The sequence below is a fragment of the Staphylococcus sp. HMSC069E10 genome (assembly GCF_001809205.1).
Taxonomy (GTDB): Bacteria; Bacillota; Bacilli; order Staphylococcales; family Staphylococcaceae; genus Staphylococcus; species Staphylococcus hominis.
Genome location: NZ_KV796472.1, coordinates 36,664 through 56,466 on the forward strand (window position 1 = coordinate 36,664; position 19,803 = coordinate 56,466).

At 31.0% G+C, this 19,803-nt stretch carries 23 protein-coding genes; 4 read left to right on the top strand and 19 right to left on the bottom strand.

Annotated elements, in window-relative coordinates:
* Positions 1-78: 78 nt before the first annotated feature.
* Positions 79-321 (top strand): NifU family protein, encoded by a 243-nt coding sequence (locus HMPREF2561_RS02245; RefSeq protein WP_002433501.1) that lies wholly within the window; start codon positions 79-81, stop codon positions 319-321.
* A gap of 64 nt (positions 322-385) precedes the next feature.
* Here the strand turns inward: HMPREF2561_RS02245 and dltD are convergent, their stop codons facing one another.
* The 7 genes from dltD to HMPREF2561_RS02280 all read right to left on the bottom strand — a co-directional run bounded on the left by dltD (position 386) and on the right by HMPREF2561_RS02280 (position 6,203).
* Positions 386-1,546 carry a D-alanyl-lipoteichoic acid biosynthesis protein DltD gene (gene dltD, locus HMPREF2561_RS02250; protein ID WP_049419831.1) on the bottom strand — a complete coding sequence of 387 codons (1,161 nt, stop codon included), beginning with the start codon at positions 1,544-1,546 and terminating at the stop codon, positions 386-388.
* The gene (gene dltC, locus HMPREF2561_RS02255) at positions 1,543-1,779 is read right to left on the bottom strand and encodes a D-alanine--poly(phosphoribitol) ligase subunit 2 (RefSeq protein WP_002448193.1); all 237 of its coding nucleotides are present in this window, start codon (positions 1,777-1,779) and stop codon (positions 1,543-1,545) included. The genes dltD and dltC overlap by 4 nt, the downstream gene beginning before the upstream one ends.
* A gap of 15 nt (positions 1,780-1,794) precedes the next feature.
* Entirely contained in the window at positions 1,795-3,009 is a 1,215-nt protein-coding gene (gene dltB, locus HMPREF2561_RS02260) for a D-alanyl-lipoteichoic acid biosynthesis protein DltB (protein ID WP_049419830.1), read from the bottom strand.
* Complete coding sequence (dltA, locus tag HMPREF2561_RS02265; RefSeq protein ID WP_049419829.1) at positions 3,006-4,460, bottom strand: D-alanine--poly(phosphoribitol) ligase subunit DltA; 1,455 nt, start codon at positions 4,458-4,460, stop codon at positions 3,006-3,008. Before dltA ends, dltB begins: the two co-directional genes overlap by 4 nt.
* Before the next feature lie 14 nt (positions 4,461-4,474).
* Positions 4,475-4,645 (bottom strand): teichoic acid D-Ala incorporation-associated protein DltX, encoded by a 171-nt coding sequence (locus HMPREF2561_RS02270; RefSeq protein ID WP_227944882.1) that lies wholly within the window; start codon positions 4,643-4,645, stop codon positions 4,475-4,477.
* 335 nt (positions 4,646-4,980) lie between these two features.
* Positions 4,981-5,769, bottom strand: coding sequence for a TIGR01457 family HAD-type hydrolase (locus HMPREF2561_RS02275; protein ID WP_061544361.1), 789 nt, complete (start codon positions 5,767-5,769; stop codon positions 4,981-4,983).
* Positions 5,769-6,203 (bottom strand): DUF86 domain-containing protein, encoded by a 435-nt coding sequence (locus HMPREF2561_RS02280; protein WP_017175868.1) that lies wholly within the window; start codon positions 6,201-6,203, stop codon positions 5,769-5,771. Before HMPREF2561_RS02280 ends, HMPREF2561_RS02275 begins: the two co-directional genes overlap by 1 nt.
* A gap of 102 nt (positions 6,204-6,305) precedes the next feature.
* Here HMPREF2561_RS02280 and HMPREF2561_RS02285 point away from each other — a divergent pair, with 102 nt between their 5' ends.
* Positions 6,306-6,572, top strand: a complete 267-nt coding sequence (locus HMPREF2561_RS02285) for a DUF3055 domain-containing protein (RefSeq protein ID WP_002448201.1) — start codon at positions 6,306-6,308, stop codon at positions 6,570-6,572.
* Positions 6,573-6,625: 53 nt separating this feature from the next.
* Here HMPREF2561_RS02285 and HMPREF2561_RS02290 read toward each other — a convergent pair whose 3' ends face one another.
* The 10 genes from HMPREF2561_RS02290 to sufC form a co-directional block, all read right to left on the bottom strand.
* Positions 6,626-7,012, bottom strand: a complete 387-nt coding sequence (locus tag HMPREF2561_RS02290; RefSeq protein WP_017175869.1) for a YutD family protein — start codon at positions 7,010-7,012, stop codon at positions 6,626-6,628.
* A gap of 203 nt (positions 7,013-7,215) precedes the next feature.
* Entirely contained in the window at positions 7,216-8,136 is a 921-nt protein-coding gene (gene lipA / locus HMPREF2561_RS02295) for a lipoyl synthase (RefSeq protein WP_002448197.1), read from the bottom strand.
* 111 nt (positions 8,137-8,247) lie between these two features.
* A complete protein-coding gene (locus HMPREF2561_RS02300; protein WP_069723665.1) occupies positions 8,248-9,579 on the bottom strand; it encodes a bifunctional metallophosphatase/5'-nucleotidase in 1,332 nt (443 codons plus the stop codon).
* Positions 9,580-9,598: 19 nt separating this feature from the next.
* Complete coding sequence (locus HMPREF2561_RS02305) at positions 9,599-10,426, bottom strand: sulfite exporter TauE/SafE family protein (RefSeq protein WP_017175871.1); 828 nt, start codon at positions 10,424-10,426, stop codon at positions 9,599-9,601.
* A 13-nt stretch (positions 10,427-10,439) separates the two neighbouring features.
* Complete coding sequence (locus tag HMPREF2561_RS02310) at positions 10,440-11,288, bottom strand: DUF72 domain-containing protein (protein ID WP_061544627.1); 849 nt, start codon at positions 11,286-11,288, stop codon at positions 10,440-10,442.
* Positions 11,289-11,624: 336 nt separating this feature from the next.
* A complete protein-coding gene (gene sufB, locus HMPREF2561_RS02315; protein WP_002448087.1) occupies positions 11,625-13,022 on the bottom strand; it encodes a Fe-S cluster assembly protein SufB in 1,398 nt (465 codons plus the stop codon).
* 161 nt (positions 13,023-13,183) lie between these two features.
* On the bottom strand, positions 13,184-13,645 hold the full coding sequence (gene sufU, locus HMPREF2561_RS02320) for a Fe-S cluster assembly sulfur transfer protein SufU (RefSeq protein ID WP_002448166.1): 462 nt from the start codon (positions 13,643-13,645) through the stop codon (positions 13,184-13,186).
* Positions 13,635-14,885: a cysteine desulfurase gene (locus HMPREF2561_RS02325; protein ID WP_172457916.1), complete on the bottom strand. Its 1,251-nt coding sequence runs from the start codon at positions 14,883-14,885 to the stop codon at positions 13,635-13,637. Before HMPREF2561_RS02325 ends, sufU begins: the two co-directional genes overlap by 11 nt.
* A gap of 30 nt (positions 14,886-14,915) precedes the next feature.
* Positions 14,916-16,223 (bottom strand): Fe-S cluster assembly protein SufD, encoded by a 1,308-nt coding sequence (gene sufD, locus HMPREF2561_RS02330; RefSeq protein ID WP_069723664.1) that lies wholly within the window; start codon positions 16,221-16,223, stop codon positions 14,916-14,918.
* Positions 16,224-16,345: 122 nt separating this feature from the next.
* Entirely contained in the window at positions 16,346-17,107 is a 762-nt protein-coding gene (gene sufC / locus HMPREF2561_RS02335) for a Fe-S cluster assembly ATPase SufC (RefSeq protein ID WP_049379460.1), read from the bottom strand.
* 327 nt (positions 17,108-17,434) lie between these two features.
* Here sufC and HMPREF2561_RS02340 point away from each other — a divergent pair, with 327 nt between their 5' ends.
* On the top strand, positions 17,435-18,292 hold the full coding sequence (locus HMPREF2561_RS02340) for a polyprenyl-phosphate transporter PopT (RefSeq protein WP_054105342.1): 858 nt from the start codon (positions 17,435-17,437) through the stop codon (positions 18,290-18,292).
* Positions 18,293-18,355: 63 nt separating this feature from the next.
* Here the strand turns inward: HMPREF2561_RS02340 and HMPREF2561_RS02345 are convergent, their stop codons facing one another.
* Positions 18,356-18,541, bottom strand: a complete 186-nt coding sequence (locus tag HMPREF2561_RS02345; protein ID WP_002448111.1) for a CsbD family protein — start codon at positions 18,539-18,541, stop codon at positions 18,356-18,358.
* Between the two features lie 175 nt (positions 18,542-18,716).
* On the opposite strand from HMPREF2561_RS02345, the gene HMPREF2561_RS10835 reads away from it, so the two are divergent.
* The gene (locus tag HMPREF2561_RS10835) at positions 18,717-18,881 is read left to right on the top strand and encodes a hypothetical protein (protein ID WP_002448129.1); all 165 of its coding nucleotides are present in this window, start codon (positions 18,717-18,719) and stop codon (positions 18,879-18,881) included.
* Positions 18,882-18,971: 90 nt separating this feature from the next.
* On the opposite strand, the gene HMPREF2561_RS02350 is transcribed toward HMPREF2561_RS10835, so the two are convergent.
* A complete protein-coding gene (locus HMPREF2561_RS02350; RefSeq protein WP_049382066.1) occupies positions 18,972-19,787 on the bottom strand; it encodes a MetQ/NlpA family ABC transporter substrate-binding protein in 816 nt (271 codons plus the stop codon).
* Positions 19,788-19,803: the final 16 nt, after the last annotated feature.

The following is a 19,803-nucleotide window of genomic DNA, read 5'->3' on the forward strand; positions in this document are numbered from 1 at the left end:
AGATTTTTCTTTCTTTATCTATTATAATAAATTAATAATAAGTTTATGAAGTATTTTACTTGAAAGGAGACATATCTCATGCCTACTGAGAATGCAACAATGTTTGATCAAGTAGCCGAAGTTATTGAACGTTTACGTCCGTTTTTATTACGTGACGGAGGAGATTGTACATTAGTCGATGTAGAAGATGGCATCGTAAAATTACAATTACATGGTGCGTGTGGAACATGCCCAAGCTCAACTATTACATTAAAAGCAGGTATAGAACGTGCTTTACACGAAGAAGTACCAGGCGTTATAGAAGTAGAACAAGTTTTCTAACGATATAAATTAAAGACACCCTACCCTCAGTATTTAATCAGAGTAGGGTGTCTTTTTTCATTTACTATTTAGAATGAGCTTGATGATCGTTCATATGTTTTTCAATTTGACGATCCATGTATACCCAACCTTTCCAACCTACATGTACCACATCACTTAATACATATTTTTCATAGTCTTTATTTGACATATCATACACTTTGCCACCATGTGCGACAACAGTTTTATGTATTTTTTTATAGACAGGTTCACGTGTTGAACGATGAATACCTAAATGATCGTACCATTTACCATTTACTGGAAGAATAACATATTGTACATCAGCACCTGCTTGATGCATTGTATCTACTAGTAAAGATAAATCCTTAAACTCTGGTGAATTCATTTTAAATTCATATTGGCGACGATTCATTGGTTTTTTATGCATTAGTTGTTTCCAATATTCGTTACGAATACCATAACCATTAGAAGTAGAACGTTTTTCACCAAGTTGCACTGCTTTATTACTCATATTTTTCCAAGAATCATTGGGAGATGTAAGTGAGTGTACATGAGCTAATGGTGATTTATCTAATGAAAAGTATGTTTTTATTGCTTCAATTTTAAGAAGTTGATTTTCTTTAAAATTAGAAATATAACGACCTTTTGTGTTGCTTGGATCTTTTACTAATTCTTTTAAATATTCCTTATTAGGTACACTTCTAAATTTTAATAATCGTTTAGCATAGCGTTGTTTTAACTCTGAAGGCATATCCTTTTGTTGAAATATCTGATTGATTTGATTTGGTGTCGTACGCGCAGCCATATCCATATCATTAACGCCATGTGTACTAAACCATTGTGGTGAAATGATAAATGTCATCTTTTTACCTTTAAGTTGATCATATTGACCCGCTAATTCAATAGCATTAATTAAATCTGTATTACCGCCCGTACCAACTAAGAATACGGGCTTTGTATTTTTTCGATGATACATTGCTATCGCAGGATTAAACGGATCACGTTTATTTAACTCACTTGAACCATAAAGTGGATAATATTTATCATTACTAAATAATTGATTTTGAATGAGCGTCCCTTTAAGTACTTGATCGGTTAGTGACGTCCTATTATCAGCAAGTGTCTTATTGTTAACGAGACCAGTAAACCAACTCGCAGGCATTAATACAAAAGCTAAAAATATGATTCCACTAATAAAAATTGGTAAAAATGGTTTGAATTTCATCTTAATTCTTCTAAAGCTTCAACAATTTTATTAGGAGTTGCCCATTCATCGCGATCAAAGTCCATAATTGATACTTCAATTCCTAATCTATTTTGAATTTCTAATAATAATCCAACGGTTTGAAATGAATCAATAATTCCTTCTTCAAAAATCTCAACATCTGGGTTTTCTTTAACTACGTCATTTTCTGCTACATCAGCTAATACATCTAAAACTTGTTCTCTAAATTCCATCATTTATTTCTCCCTTTAAATTAATTTTCCTGAGAATATCAAGAATCCAAATGCTACAAAATGGAATGTGATAATAACACTTAATGCTGTAGTAAAACCATTTTGAAAGCGAGGTGGATGTTTCTTTCTCCAGCGTTCATAATATCCATATCCGATAAACATTAAACCGTGATAAATACCATAAACAATATAAAATACTTCTAATCCGTGCCATACACCCATAATAAAGAAATTTAAGAAGAAGGCAAAATTTGACATTGCAAATTGATTCTTCATTATTTTTTTACGAGACATATAGAACAATGTTCTCATATAAACACAGTCTCTAAACCAGAATGATAATGACATATGCCATCTATTCCAGAAATCTTTAATGTTACGTGCTTTAAACGGCTGTTTAAAGTTTGGTGGTGTATTAATGCCATATAGATAACTCACTGCTATTGCAAATAAACTATAACCTGCAAAGTCAAAAAATAAGTAAAAGCTATAGGCATACATATATAACCATTTATGAGTAAAACCATGTAAATGCATTAATAATGGCATAATTGCATATACATTAATTAAATGAGCAATAATATATTTATATAAGAAGCCTATCATAATCATATGAATCGCTTTAACTACCATACCTCTGTATTGTTCACCAGTTGGTATTTTTTTATCGTCTTTGACAAAACGTTTATAACGGTCGATGGGTCCTGAAGATACTGTTGGAAAGAATGAAATAAATTGAATCAATTTCCCCACTTTAATCTCTTTAATAGAACCATCTCTAATTTCCATTATAAGTTGTACACTTTTAAAAGTAACATATGAGATTCCTAAGAATCCGACAAATTCAATTAACTTATGTTCATGGAAATGTATTTGATGTCCACCTAACCATGAACTTTGTAATATTTTAACAAGTGCTAAAGGTAAAATAGATAAAATCATAACAATTAAAAATTTAATAAAAGTATTATTTTTTTGTCGTGATTTGTAATACCACATGATTAACAGCACTTGCCATATTAAATAAATTACAAAACTGATTAATTGAACACTTAAATATTTCTGTCCAAATAAATTGTATGTATCTGAAGAGAAAATAATCACAATCATAATCACTGTACTTATCCCATTGTATACATAGCTTCGCTTACCTAAAAATCCGAGTATGATGACTGGTAAAAGAACGATAAATGCGACTAAGAAGAAGGTAAACGTACCATAAGGAATCATGCGTCGATATCCTCTGCAACTTGTTTACGATCAAGTTTTCCATTTGATGTTAATGGAAGTTGTTCCATCCAAACGAATTTTCTCGGAATCATATATTCAGGTAAGCGAGATTTCAATTCGTTTTTAATGTTTCTGGTCATCTCTAAGTCATTATCCACTTTTTTAGTAGGTACAATAGCACCTACAAGATAAACAACTTTTCCATTTTTATAAATTGGCACAACAACGGTTTCTCTAACGTATTTTGAGTGTCTTAGTTGTGTTTCAATTTCTTCTAGTTCCATGCGATAGCCGTTTAATTTTATTTGAAAATCGATACGTCCTTGGATAAACCAATAACCATCTTTTTCAATAGCTTTATCACCCGTGTGATAAATGCGAACGCTATTATCAAACTTAAATACTGCTTCAGTTTTTTCTTTGTTTTTTAGATATCCTAAACTCACACTTGTTCCTTTAATAACAAGTTCACCTTCATCAGTTGTTGATAGTGTAGTATTCGGTCTTGCTACACCTACTGGAAGTGGATTATAACGTTCTAAAATCTCGGGTGTGATTTTTACACCAGTAACTGCAACTGTCGCTTCCGTTGGTCCATATGTGTTATAAACAATTGCATTTGGATATCTATCAACAAGTGCTTTAGCTGTTCTATGCGGTAAAATTTCTCCACAAAAGAAGAAATGATTTAAACTTGGATAATCTTTTTCATTAAGGTTAGGAAGTAATAAACACATTTCTATAAATGATGGTGTTGATACCCAAGCATTAATTGGCGTTTGAACAAGCATTTCATTTAATAACTTCGGTTTTTTTATCATATCTTTATCTACTAAGTTAAGTGTTCCACCAGATGTTAAACATGGATAAATTGCCATTACAGATAAATCAAATGAAAATGGTGCTTGGTTCAACCACTCCTGATGATTATCTGTTTCATTTAATGAGACCATCCATTCTGCAAACTCTATTAAACTCGCATACTCAATTTGCACACCTTTAGGCTCACCTGTAGAACCAGAAGTGAATATAGTATAAACAACATCTGTTTTATCCATTTGACTATCAAAAACAATAGGATAATCAGAATGTTTAATATCTTCGATTGTAAGTTCTTTCCTTGGTTGATTCACACTTGAATCAGTTGTATTTAAAATAAATGTTGGATCTACTTTATTCATAATCATTTCTACACGTTCTATTGGAACTGACGTATCAATTGGGACATAGCCACATCCTGCTTTGATTGCTCCTATCATTCCAACTATCATATATGGTGACATATGACCATAGATGATTAATGGCTTATTTGTATCTTGCAAATAATGTGCTAGCTTACTAGATTCTTCTATAAGTTGACGATACGTTAACTCATCTGATTTATGTCTAATAGCTACTCGATCTGGATTTTTTTGTCCAATATCATTAATTAAATTTATAATATCTGTCATCCTTTGACTCCTTACTAGAATTCGTTATATATAAAGTTATTATGTGTATCGCCTGAACCATATATAAGATACAAAGCTATAAAAATTGCTAAGTATAGAATAGTCAGTAGATATGGTTTTGCTTTTTCATAAAAAACACTTATTTTTTTAGTTTCTTTCAATTGAATATTGCACCTCACAAACATTGCTATTTATTTTGAAGAACAATTCTACTTATTTTATATTTAGTAAAGTTATCTTACTATCAAGAAATATTATATCGCACTTTTATTTTTACACTTTATTATATAAAAATATTAATTATATATCAAATTTATTTTATATAATAATTAGTGAGTGTTAAATATGTATCTATCTTATCCGATATGTCCTTATTCTTATCTTTGATATTCTATATATTAGTACTAATGGTTACATATCACAATTACATAGAGCATAACAAAACTGTTAGATATAAAAACTTCTTATTACTCATATTATCAATTTAAGTAATAAGAAGTTATCATAGAAATTATTTTTATTAATTAGTATTACTTTCTAATTCAGCTATAGCCTCATTTAAATCTTTAAATGAATAGGTTGGCTTTGGTTGTTTAGTTTGAATTTCTTCATAAGATGTTACACCTGTTTGTACATGTACCGTATCCATCCCCACATTAATACCAGACATTATATCTGTATCATATAAATCTCCTACCATAGCCACTTCAGACTTATCGAGTTTCAAAATATCTAAAGCAATTTGCATGATGATGGTTTCTGGTTTACCAATAAATTGTGGCTGTTGTCCAGTAGATACACTAACCACACTTGTAATAGCTCCATTTCCAGGTAAGAAGCCTCTTTCTTTAGGAATTGAGACATCTGGATTCGTAGAGATAAATTTTGCGCCTTTACGTACTGCTAAAGTAGCTATTGCAAGTTTTTCATATGTGACTGCTTCATCTAAACCGATAACTACGTAATCTACATTCTCATCTTCTTTTACGGTTAAACCTGCATCGGTTAATGCTGTTCTTAAACCATTACCTCCTAGCATATACACACTAGCTTGACTATTTTCTTCTGCAATGTAATTTGCCGTAGCTAGAGCAGAAGTAACTACTTCGTCTGGTTTAGCGTCAATCTTCATTTCTTTTAACTTTTCTGTTACTTCTTCAGGCGTCTTAGTAGAGTTATTAGTAACATATAAATGAGGAATATCGTTTTTGTTCAAATAATCGATAAATTGAGCAGCACCATCAATTTCTGCTGTACCCATATACATTGTTCCATCTAAATCGATTAAATAACCTTTATAATTTTTCATTATGAATAATCTCCTTTTCCAAAAGCGGTAATTGGCACATTTTCTTTTTTTAGAAATTGAGTAACTTCTTTCACAAATTGTCGATAATACGGTATTGAGGTGTCAAATAATGGTACAAGTGTTTCAACTTCTAATTCTGTATAATGATGTGCAAACTGTTTTCTGATTTTAACTGTATCATTAATATGGTTTTGTGTATCTTTGGAAATCACCCCTTCAAGTTCTAAAATATCAATAACATCTTTATAGTTACCAGGATCTCTCAAAATAAAAGCGTCAATAATCATATTTCCAATATCTACTGATGATTCAATTAACATTTGCGCAATACGTTCAAATGCATAATGATTTGATTTATTTGTTTCATAATCCTTAATAAGCTGATTTAAATATTTTATTTTAAGTGCTAATTTATCTTTATCTACAAAATACATATCGGTCACCTCTTATTATTATTATCATATCATAGTTTTGCATCATGCATCATTTGTCGTTATACTAATTTCACATATTAAAAATAAAGGAGCATGACTGATATGATAGATATGTTTCTGTACGATGATGAGGAACAATCGCAAGCACAATTTGTAGGATTTGTAGGTGAACATAGTCGCTATGATTTAATGCTTATTCAGACCGATCGTCATTACGGTAAAACACTGGTATTAAATCTTCAAACTAATAAATTTGGCATCATAGGCACAGATGATATTGAAGAAGAAGGATATATTGCTCATATATTAGGTGTGTCTCAAGAAGAAAGCGAAGAAATCATTGAATATCTAAATCAAGTTATTCAATAAATGAAAGGTCAAAACAATGATATTTACAAAATATACATTGTTTTGACCTTTCATTATTTATTATTCTTTTTTTCAGTAGATTGCGTAGCTTGTATTGTTGGTTTTATTTTAACATCATGTAATTTATCCTCTACTTCATCTACACTATCTAGTTCTAATCGTTCATTATCATTAATATGTCTCACTATGAAATATGGACAACCAAAATTACAATATTCCAAAATATAATCTTGAATGGTTGAAAAACGTTTTGAAATTTCAGCTTTTTTATTTGAATCTTTATAAAATCCTTTTAAACGTAATTGATCATAACCAAAATCCCCAACTACAAAATCATATTTATCAAGTATATCTGAATATCTTGAAGCAAATAATTCTTCGTCAAAGCATTCTCTATAATCTTCAATTAATTCAAAATACTGTTGATTAACTTTAATCATAATAAGTCACCTTTAATTGTAATTATAATAAAAACTTAGATTGCCTATTTTAAAGAAAAAGAGCAATCTAAGTTTTAGCATCCATCTATTAATAAACATTGTTAATTGACTTTATGTACTCATATTATTGTTTCACAAGATAATATGACTTTATTATGCAATATCACTTAACAGAAAGTTTATTATAAATTTTTGGGTTAATATTATTTTTGTTGTAACTGTTCTTCTCCAAGACGGTGTTTTTCTTTTGCCGCTTCATTTACTTGTTCATCAGCATGATAAGAACTTCGTACCATTGGACCAGCTTCACAATGTTTAAATCCTTTTTCCATTGCAATTTTTCTTAATTTACCAAATTCTAATGGAGTATAATACTTTTCAACTTTTAAGTGTTTACGTGATGGTTGTAAATATTGACCAATTGTTAAAATATCAACATCATTTGCACGTAAGTCATCCATTGTTTCATAAATTTCTTCCAATGTTTCACCTAAACCTACCATTAAACTTGATTTAGTTGGAATATCAGGTTGTAACTCTTTAGAACGACGTAAGAATTCTAATGTTCTGTCGTAAGTCGCACGCGCACGAACTCTTGGAGTTAAACGACGTACTGTTTCAATGTTATGGTTTAAAATATCAGGTCTTGAAGCCATTAGTGTTTCAAGTGCTTCATAATCCCCACCCATATCTGACGGTAAAATTTCAATTGTCGTATATGGATTACGTTCACGTACTTTACGAACCGTTTCTGCATATACATTAGATCCTGCATCTCTTAAATCATCACGTGCAACAGCTGTGATAACAACATGTTTAAGATTCATTAGTTCTACAGACTCTGCAACACGTTCTGGTTCATTTAAATCTAGTTCATTAGGTAAGCCAGTTTTTACTGCACAGAAACGACAAGCTCTTGTACATACCGCACCTAAAATCATAAATGTAGCCGTACGTCTAGCTCCCCAACATTCATGTATATTTGGACATTTTGCTTCTTCACAAACTGTATGTAAATTTTTCTCACGCATCATTTTCTTGAGGCCGATGTAGTTTTCATTAGTGTTTAGCTTTATTTTCAACCAATCTGGTTTACGTAAAATCTCTTCATTTTTAGTAGCCATAACAACACATACCCTCCTGTTTAATCTATCTTCAACTATTATAACGAAATTTACATTAAATTAAAATGTAATAACTTATAAAATTAAGACATAACTATGAACATTTGTGTACTAAGAAGAATGATGCATATGAATTAATTTTTCTTTAAAGATATCTCTTAAAAATTCAGGCATTAAATAATCAATCGATGTTCCTTTTAATAATGGGAAATATCTTCCAAATGTATACATATCTACAGTTCCTAATATATAGGTACGGTTATCTTCTATTTCTTGTCCATCTACAAAGAAGCGATGTTCTGATTGAATAAATCCACATTTATATAATATATAACCACCAAAAATATCACCTCTAAATCCTAATCCTTGGACATGTTCATACATATATTCTTGCTTTTGACTTTTTAAGATTATCTTTTTCAATTCAGAACCTTTCAAACGTACACGAACTAAGTTGATTGGATGAGGTAACATAGTATGGATATCGTATTCAGTAAGTTGATCGCTCTCAACATTATTAACAATTAATCCAGCATTAATAATTGTACAATCTGCATTTGTAAATTCATACACACTTTCTGCAAGTAAATAAGTCGTTTTTGTAATCACATTTGTTTTACTAGATAAAGAAACTGGCTTATTAATAATCGCCTTATTCATCAAATCTTTTCCTTCTTCATCAAAATGTGTTTTAACCACTGGTAATGTGTCTACTGGATGTAATGTAGCCTCTTTAGTAACTACTTTTTTATTTTCAATCGTTAAATTCACTTCTCCAAGATAATGTCCATATTTCCCTGCTGCTGCCATAAGTACACCATTATTGACTTCACCATGATTAAAATGATGATGTGTGTGGCTTCCTAGTATCACATCTATCTCTGGGATTTCTTGACATAATTTTTCATCAAAAAAGACACCTACATGACTCATAACTATTAATACATCGTATTGTCCTTTGCGTTGTTCAATTTCGTCTTTGATGGCTTCTAATGGGTCTGTCACAATCCAATCAAGTGCTCGATAGAATGGCGTGAAAGGTGCCGTCGCTGCTACAAATAAAAAGCGTACATCTTCTATTTCTTTTATATAAGATGTGGCAATATGACGAGGTAAGTGGCCATCTTCGTCTAAAACATTAGCACATATGACTTTAAATTGTGCATCATTGTAAAGATTATTTAATGCTTCATGAGAAATAGTCATTCCTTCATTATTCCCAATTGTAGCAATATCACAATGAGCCTCATTTAAAAGTTCAATATTTTTTTTGCCCATAGTTGCTTCTGTTACTGGTGTAGATAAATCAACATGATCACCAATATCTAAATAAAGTGAAGGGTGTTGAAGTTCAGGTCGGTGTTCAGCCATGTACGTCATAATACGTGCATATTCATTAAGGTGACTATGAATGTCATTTGTATGAAAAATTGTAAGCTTCACTTAAATTCCTCCTGTTTTATTATAGAAACGATTTAATAATTAGATATACACCCATAATTAACATTACTGTGCGTAATAATAATACTACTGTTTCTGATTTAATCGAGTGATTTATTTTTACTCCAATTTGAGCGCCAATATAACTAGAAATGATTAGAATAATTGAATATGACCAAGCAACATGACCTTGAATAATATGACCAATTGAACTCATTACACTTGAAAAGAAAATCATCATCATACTTGTCCCTACTGCTACATGAGGTGGAAATCTAAATACTATAAGCATTAAAGGAGTCATCAACGCTCCACCACCAATCCCAAATAAACCTGTAAGTACACCTATAAATAATGTAGCAAAGAAGGCAAACATAGGTGGAACGCTATAATGATAAGTCATCCCTTTAGCATCGATGTATGTTTTACGATACTTTTCCTTATCGAATATTTTAAATGGTTTAATTTTATATCTAATCATCAATAAAATAGATACACAGATCATAAAAATACCAAAGTATAAATTAAACGAATTTAATGTTAAATATCTACTTAAAAACGAACCAATAAGTGAACCAGGTAATAATCCAAATAAAAATATGGACCCATTTTTAATATCTACTTGCTTTGTTTTCAAATAACCAATAGATGAAGAAAGTCCAGTTACAATAAGAATAACCGATGACGTACCAATTGCAATCTGAGTAGTGATGCCGTGTAATAGATGATGGTTCACACCTAAATACACTAAAGTAGGTACGATAATTATACCACCACCAATACCTACTAAAGAACCTAATACTGCAGATAATAATCCAATTAAAACTAATAAAATCATTGTTAAAAACATTATAATTCGCCTCTTAGAAAAATTTTAATTGCTGAGGTGCTAAGCCTGTATACTCTATATCTAAAATATCTTGATAGGTTTTAGCATTTTGAGCTGCATGACCACCAGAATTATTATTAAAAACAACATAGACCTTTTCAGCTTTTTGTTCTAATATTTGAACTTTATTTGCTAAATTTTTTAATTCATTTTCATTATAATTATATAAATATCTAACATCTCGCCACTCTTGATCAGTCATATCTTTTTTAGTCCAACCATGCTGATTTCTACCATGATAACGCACAAAAGCGGTACTAGAAGTTATACGATTGACTAAAGGTATAGACCCATCTTTAATTTGTGGTTCATCTACGACCGCATGAATAATTTGATGTTCGGTTAAAAACATTAAAGTTTGTTCTTTAAATTGGGAATTAAACCAAGATTGATGTCTAAATTCTACACACATGGGGATATCTTCTAGTTGTTGTCGAACATACAAAATATAATTTATATTTTGCGCTGTACAATCAAACCAAGGTGGAAATTGTACTAAGACCATTGCTAATTTATGATGTGCAATCAGTGGTTCAAGCATGTGTCTAAATTGTTTAAATAGTTCAGAGCGTGAATCAGCATAGGTTTTATAATCTGAATGAAGCGTTAATGCTTGATGAATCTTAACGATAAACTGAAACTTATCTGGTGTTTCATTGATCCATTTCAATATATTACGTTCAGGTTGGATAGCATAATATGAGGCGTCAAGTTCAACAACAGGAAAATGACTCGCATATGTACGTAGTTTATCTGTTTGTCTTTCAAGATCTTCATATAAAGAATAATGATCTCCCCATCCAGTTAGACCGATATTAATCATTTTTATCACCAGATATATGATACCATATTCAAAATTAATATATCACTTGTTGTATACTAACTTTACATTTTCTTATTATTTTAAAATTTCTACTATAACACCCTAAGTTTGCGTTAATAACTGATTCATTTGTAAAAATAATTAATCTATTAAATCGTTCACTTTTGATTAGTAGCTAATTTGTAACTACTTCTCTTCTAATAGATTGTGTTAACTGGTTTTAAACTGGATAAGGTGGAATATCGCCATCATAATTAATCATTGCTTGAAAAACAAAAGAACTAGAATGTTAAACATTCTAGTTCTTTTAACTATTAGCTTAAGCTATATCTTAAATTATCCGATTGAACCTTCCATTTCAAATTTAATAAGACGGTTCATTTCTACAGCATATTCCATTGGTAATTCTTTAGTAAATGGTTCGATGAATCCCATAACAATCATCTCAGTTGCTTCTTCTTCAGAAATCCCTCTACTCATTAGATAGAATAATTGTTCTTCAGATACTTTAGAAACTTTCGCTTCATGTTCTAATGAAATATTATCATTAAATACTTCATTGTATGGAATTGTGTCTGAAGTTGATTCGTTATCTAGAATTAATGTATCGCATTCGATATTTGAACGCGCACCTTTAGCTTTGCGTCCAAAGTGAACGATACCGCGATAGATTACTTTACCACCGTTTTTAGAAATTGATTTAGATACGATAGTTGAAGATGTATTTGGGGCTTTATGAATCATTTTAGCACCTGCATCTTGAACTTGACCTTTACCCGCAAATGCGATGGATAATGTACTACCTTTCGCACCTTCACCTAATAATACACAGTTAGGGTATTTCATTGTTAACTTAGAACCTAAGTTACCGTCAACCCATTCCATATTACCATTTTCATGAACAAACGTACGTTTAGTAACTAAGTTATACACATTGTTAGCCCAGTTTTGGATAGTAGTATAACGAACATGTGCATCTTTATGAACAATAATTTCAACTACTGCTGAGTGTAATGAACTTGTAGTATATACTGGCGCAGTACAACCCTCAACATAGTTTACTGAAGCCCCTTCATCAGCAATAATTAATGTACGTTCGAATTGACCCATATTTTCTGAGTTAATTCGGAAGTACGCTTGTAATGGTGTATCTAATTTAACGTTTTTAGGTACATAGATGAATGAACCACCTGACCATACTGCTGAATTTAATGCTGCGAATTTATTATCAGCTGCTGGAACAACAGAAGCAAAGTATTCTTTAAATAAGTCTTCATTTTCACGTAAAGCACTGTCTGTATCTTTAAAGATTATCCCTTTTTCTTCTAATTCTTTTTCCATATTATGATATACAACTTCTGATTCATATTGTGCAGAAACACCAGCTAAATATTTTTGTTCTGCTTCTGGTATACCTAATTTATCAAATGTACGTTTAATTTCTTCAGGTACTTCATCCCAAGAACGTTCAGTATGCTCTGAAGGCTTAACATAATAAGTAATGTCATCAAAATTCAATTCTGATAAATCGCCACCCCATTGAGGCATTGGGATTTTATAGAATAGTTTTAAAGCTTTTAATCGGAAATTAAGCATCCATTCTGGTTCTTCTTTCATCTTAGAAATTTCTCTAACAATATTTTCTGTTAGACCACGTTCTGATCTGAAAATGGAAACATCCTCATCATGGAAACCATATTTATAATCTCCAACATCAGGTGCTTTTTTAGCCATTTCAATCACTCCTTAAATATATTTAAAACGATATACGCATCATTTATCTTTCACTACTATCTATAGTCATTGTAACAACATGAAAACTATATAAAAAGAAATATGTGTAAAATGTCACAGCACCATAGTGCTTAGAATAACATTTATTACCTATTCGTATTTTATTCTTCAGTTGTACCTTCTGCTTTACCTTCTTTTTGCACTGTACCTTTTTCTAAAGCTTTCCACGCTAACGTTGCACATTTAATACGCGCTGGGAATTGAGAAACCCCTTGTAATGCTTCTACATCTCCCATATCTTCAGTGATGTTATAATCTTCACCTAACATCATTTTAGTAAATTCTTGACTCATTTGCATTGCTTCACCTAATGAATGACCTTTAACTGCTTCAGTCATCATCGATGCACTTGACATTGAAATTGAGCAACCTTCACCTTCGAATTTCGCCTCTTGAATGATACCATCTTCGATATCAAATGTTAGTCTAATGCGATCACCACAAGTAGGATTATTCATATCTACTGTCATTGATCCATTATCTAAAACGCCTTTATTACGAGGATTCTTATAATGATCCATAATTACAGATCTATAAAGTTGATCTAAATTATTAAAACTCATATGAGAAAAACTCCTTCGTTTGTTTCAATGCTTCTACTAATTGGTCAACATCTTCTTTAGTATTATAAATATAAAAACTTGCTCTTGCAGTAGATGATACATTTAACCATTTCATTAATGGTTGCGCACAGTGATGTCCAGCTCTAACAGCGACACCTTCAGTATCTACTGCTGTAGCAACATCATGTGGATGAATATCAGCTAAATTAAAAGTGATCACACCTGCACGTCTTTCTTTAGGGGGACCATATATTTCTAATCCTTCAATTGAAGATAATTGCTCATATGCATATTCTGTTAATTCTTTTTCATGCTGATGAATGGCATCAAAGCCTATATTTTCGATATAACGAATAGCTTCAGCCAATCCAATAGCTTGAGCAATAATCGGTGTACCAGCTTCAAATTTAGTAGGTAAGTCAGCCCATGTTGCATCGTACTTACTTACAAAATCAATCATGTCCCCACCATACTCAACAGGTTCCATGTTTTGAAGTAGTTCACGTTTTCCATATAATACACCAATACCAGTCGGTCCTAGCATTTTGTGACCGCTAAAGCTAAAGAAATCAACATCTAAATCTTGAACATCGATATCCATATGAGGTGCAGATTGTGCTCCATCAACACTAATAATAGCACCGTGTTCATGCGCAATCTTAGCAATTGCTTTTATATCATTAATGGTACCTAAGACATTAGACACATGAGTAATAGCTACAATCTTAGTATTGTCATTAATTGTCGATTTGACATCTTCAATTCTTAGTTCACCATCATCAGTCATAGGAATAAATTTTAAAGTAGCTTTTTTTCGTTTAGCTAGCTGTTGCCAAGGCACAATATTAGCATGATGTTCCATCTCTGTCACAACGATTTCGTCGCCTTCGTTAATATTAGCGTCTCCATAACTATGTGCAACAATATTAATTGAAGCAGTCGTACCTCTAGTAAAAATAATTTCTTCAAAATATTTAGCATTAATGAAACGTCGTACTGTCTCACGAGCACTTTCATATCCATCTGTTGCTAAAGAACCTAGAGTATGCACACCACGATGCACATTAGAATTGTAACGTTTATAATAATCATCTAATACATTTAATACTTGCACTGGTGTTTGACTTGTTGCTGTTGAATCAAGATAAGCTAATCGTTTTCCATTAACTTTTTGATTTAGTATAGGAAAGTCTTCAATAATTTCTTGTATGTTTAATGAAGTTTCGGCCACTACCTTCACGACCTTTCTTTTATTGAAAATCTCAATGACCTATTTATTTACTTTAAGTTCGATGACTTCTCGTAATTGACGTTTCACATCTTCAATTGGTAATTCACGGACAACTGGATCTAAGAAGCCATGAATAACAAGACGTTCTGCTTCTTTTTGAGAAATACCACGGCTCATTAAGTAGTAAAGTTGTTCTGGATCAACACGACCAACCGAAGCTGCATGACCCGCTTCAACATCATCTTCATCGATAAGTAGAATAGGGTTCGCATCTCCACGAGCATGCTCTGAAAGCATTAATACACGAGATTCTTGATTTGCGATAGATTTTGTACCGCCATGTTTAATATATCCGATACCGTTAAATACAGATGAAGCATTTTCACGCATTACACCATGTTTTAAGATATAACCATTTGTTTCTTTACCATATTGAACAATTTTAGATGTTAAGTTAATTTTTTGATCACCAGTACCAACAACGACTGATTTTAGTTCACTTGTTGAACGGTCACCAATTAAGTTAGTAGTATTATCAATAATTTGACTTCCCTCATTCATTAAACCTAAAGCCCAATTAATTGATGCATCTGCTGCCGTCACACCACGACGGATAATGTGACCTGTAAATCCTTTATCTAGATAGTCAACTGAACCATAAGTAATGTTTGAATTTGCTCCTGCAATCACTTCAGAAATAATATTTACTTGATTACCTTCACCACTTGCAGTTGAGAGGTAATTTTCAACATATGTTACTTCAGCACTTTCTTCCGTTACAATAATGGCATGATTAAATAAACTTGCATTCTCATTATCATGTAATACTACATATTGAATAGGATCTTCAACTACTACATTTTTAGGAACATATACAAATACGCCACCATTCAATAATGCTGTATGCAAAGCAGTTAATCGATGTTCATCTACTGTAACTGCATCTTTCATTAAATATTTTTCTACTAACTCACTATGATCTTGTAGCGCTTTTGATAAACCTTCAATAATAACATTATTATGATTTGCTTGTTCTGATACTTGTGTGAAAGCTAAATCATTATTATGTTGAATAATTAAATTTTTAGAATTTTCTATATCAATAATATTTTTAACTGATTCAGGAAGTTCTGATACATCATTATATGATTCACTTTCAACATGATGTTGTTTAAATGCATCGAAATCCCATTTTCTTAGTTTTGTTTTATCTGGTTTAGGCATTTCTAAAGTTTCTGTTAATTTCAAAGCTTTTTGACGTAGTTCAGTCATCCAAGAAGGTTCATTTTGTGCTTTAGAATAATCAACAAGTTGTGCTTCAGAAATATTTAAAGTTTCTGTTGTCATAATGCTTTTTCCTCCTACTTGATGAAAAATTTTAGTAACTGAATCGATATATAAACTGTTTATTTCCACATTTTAAAATCAATCAGTTCTTTTAATGAATAGTGTTTATTTTGTTTAATGACCTATTCAGTTGCACCAAATTCTTCTTTAACCCATTCATAACCTTCTTCTTCAAGACGTTTAGCTAATTCTGGACCGCCTGATTTTACAACTTTACCGCCATACATAACATGTACTTTATCAGGAGTAATATAGTTTAATAAACGTTGATAGTGTGTAATCATTAATGCACCGAAATCTTCGCCACGCATTTCATTGATTCCTTTAGAAACGACTTTTAATGCATCAATATCTAAACCTGAGTCAATTTCATCTAAAATCGCAAATTTGGGTTCTAACATCATTAATTGTAAGATTTCATTACGTTTTTTCTCCCCACCTGAGAAACCTTCATTTAAATAACGTTGCGCCATATCTTTATCAATATCTAAGAAATCCATTTGTTTATCTAATTTTTTAATAAATTGCATTAAGTTAATTTCTTGACCTTCTTCACGTTTTGCATTAATCGCTGAACGCATAAAGTCTGCATTTGTTACACCAGTAATTTCTGATGGATATTGCATCGCTAAGAAAAGACCTGCTTTTGCTCTTTCGTCAACATCTAATTCTAAAATATTTACACCATCAAGTAATACTTCACCTTGAGTGACTTCATAACTTGGGTGACCCATAATTGCAGAAGATAATGTTGATTTACCTGTACCATTAGGTCCCATGATTGCGTGAACTTCACCAGTATTAACTGTTAAATTAACACCTTTTAAAATTTCTTTATCTTCAATAGACACATGTAAGTCTTTAATTTCTAATGTTGATGACATTTATATTCCCTCCATAAAATATAAAGTTTTCTTAACTAGTTTATAGTAATTTTAATTTATAGTCAAAAAGACTTCTAACACTTTAATACACTTAATTATAACGTAAATAGTCCTTAATATAAACTTATTAAAATAACAAAAAAGACTATATTTTCGCCAAAACTGTTTCGAAATCACTTCAATTTTCAAGTGCGACTGATAATCAAAAGGCATCTGTTCTCAATAGGTAACTAGATACTAACGATGATTAACTACTTAATATTTCAATGTAAGGTGAAAATTTGGTAATATTCGTATTAACTTAATAAAGAAAGAAAGGAGACCTTTATGACATTCAAATGGAAAAATATTTTAAAAGGATTTGCGATGGGGACTTCAGATTTAGTTCCAGGAATCAGTGGAGGTACCATTGCTTTACTTTTAGGGATTTATGATGATTTTATTTCATCCATTAGTGGATTGTTTTCTAAACGGTTTTGGCCAAGTCTAAAATTTTTACTTCCTATATTAATAGGAATGATTTTAGCGATTGGTGTACTTAGTAATTTAATTCATTACCTACTCGATCATCATCATGTAATAACGATGTTCTTTTTTACTGGTTTAATTATAGGCATTGTCCCTTACCTATTAAAAACTTCAGATTTTAAAAAAACATTTACAACTAAACACTATGGATTATTAATTTTAGGAATCATAGTTATAGTAGCATTAACATTATTAAATCCTAGCACACAGCAATCAAGTTTAACACTTCAATTATCTTTTAGTCTTATTATTAAATATTTTATAGCAGGTGTTTGTGCTTCTAGTGCAATGCTACTTCCAGGTATCTCTGGCTCATTTATGCTACTTGTATTCGGTGCATATGGAACAATAATGTTAGCTATTGCTAATTTAGCTAAATTTAACTTTACCGGTCTGCCTATATTAATAGTAGTTGGTTTAGGTATTTTATGTGGATTTCTATTTTCAAGCCGTATTATAAAATACTTTTTAACCCACCACTTTATTGGAACATTTGCCTTAATTACTGGTTTTGTTATTGGTTCAATTTATGCTGTATTCCCAGGAATTCCTAAATCACCAGTAGAATGGATTGTTTCGATTATTTCTTTAGTAATAGGATATATAGTAAGTTATTCATTAGGACTGATTACGTCTAACAATGATACTCAGACATAATATTCTAAAATAAACAAAAAACGCATGTGTTTAACACATGCGTTCTCTTCTAGTTAAAACGACTTATTTATCGCCTTTTAATTTATCAATAACATCATTTGCTTTATCTTTAACGTTATCAACCACTTCTTTAGCTTTACCTGAAGCTTTGTCGCCTTGACCTTCTTTTTCTAAATCTTTATTATCAGTTGCATTACCAACTGTTTCCTTAATATTACCTTTAGCTTGTTCAAATTTATCTTCTGCCATTTTAAATTCCTCCTTGTTAAACATTTCATTCTTAAATGATTTTTGTAATATTAACATACCCAATACATATCATGTATAAACATAAATTCTGTTATTTTTTTATATTTTCTGTCTAATTAAAATAATTGTTATAATAACATTGTTCAATTTACTTATCCAATTGGAGATGATAACTATGACATTTGTTAATTTTACTGCTATGACAGAAAAAGGTTTAAATAAAAAAGTCAATGCATTCTTAGAAGAACATCCATATATAGAAATTGTTAAATTTGAATATGCGATGGGTCAAGGTGGTATCGGCGTTGGAATACTATATCAAGACGATTCAAGTTTATAATATAAATGACTGCAATAAATGTATTGATATAAAATAAAAAAACGGTTCACATATTTGTTTGTGAACCGTTTTTTACTGCATTATTATTCATTATTTTGCAGGTACAACTGCACCTTTGTATTTTTCATTGATGAAATCACGAATGTCTTTAGATTGTAATACTTCAACTAAAGCTTTAATTTTTTCATCATCTTTATGATCTTTACGAACTGCAATTAGGTTTGCATAAGGGTTATTATTAGGTTTTTCAACTACAATTGAATCTTTTTGTGGACTTAAGCCTTGATCAATAGCATAGTTTGAATTAATAATAGCTGCATCTACATCTTGATTTTGATAGATTTTTGGAAGATATTCAGCCGATTGTTTGTTATTGAATTTAATATCTTTTTTGTTTTCAGTAATATCTTCAAATTTAGCGTCTTCAATTTTTACGCCTTTTTTAATTTTAATTAAGCCTTCATCAACGAAGAATTTTAAGAAACGACCTTGTTCAGCTGGGTTATTTGAAACATAAACTGTCGCACCTTTAGGAAGGTCTTTTAAACTTTTGTATTTTTTAGAATAAACAGCCATTGGCTCTAAATGAACTTTACCTGCATCTTCAATTTTGTATCCTTTTTCTTTACTTTCAGTTTTTAAATAAGGAACGTGTTGGAAGTAGTTAGCATCAAGTTCACCTTTATCTAACAACTTATTAGGTGTAGTGTAATCATTGATTGTTTTAATTTCTAAATCATAACCTTTTTTCTCAAGAAGTGGTTTTGCTTTTTCTAAGATTTCAGCATGTGGTGCTGGTGAAGCACCTACAACGATTTTTTTATCTTTTTCGTCTCCGCCTTTACCACAAGCAGCTAATACAACTGTCAGTGTAAGTACTAATACTAAACTTAAAAGTTTTTTCATTTAATCTGTCCTCTTT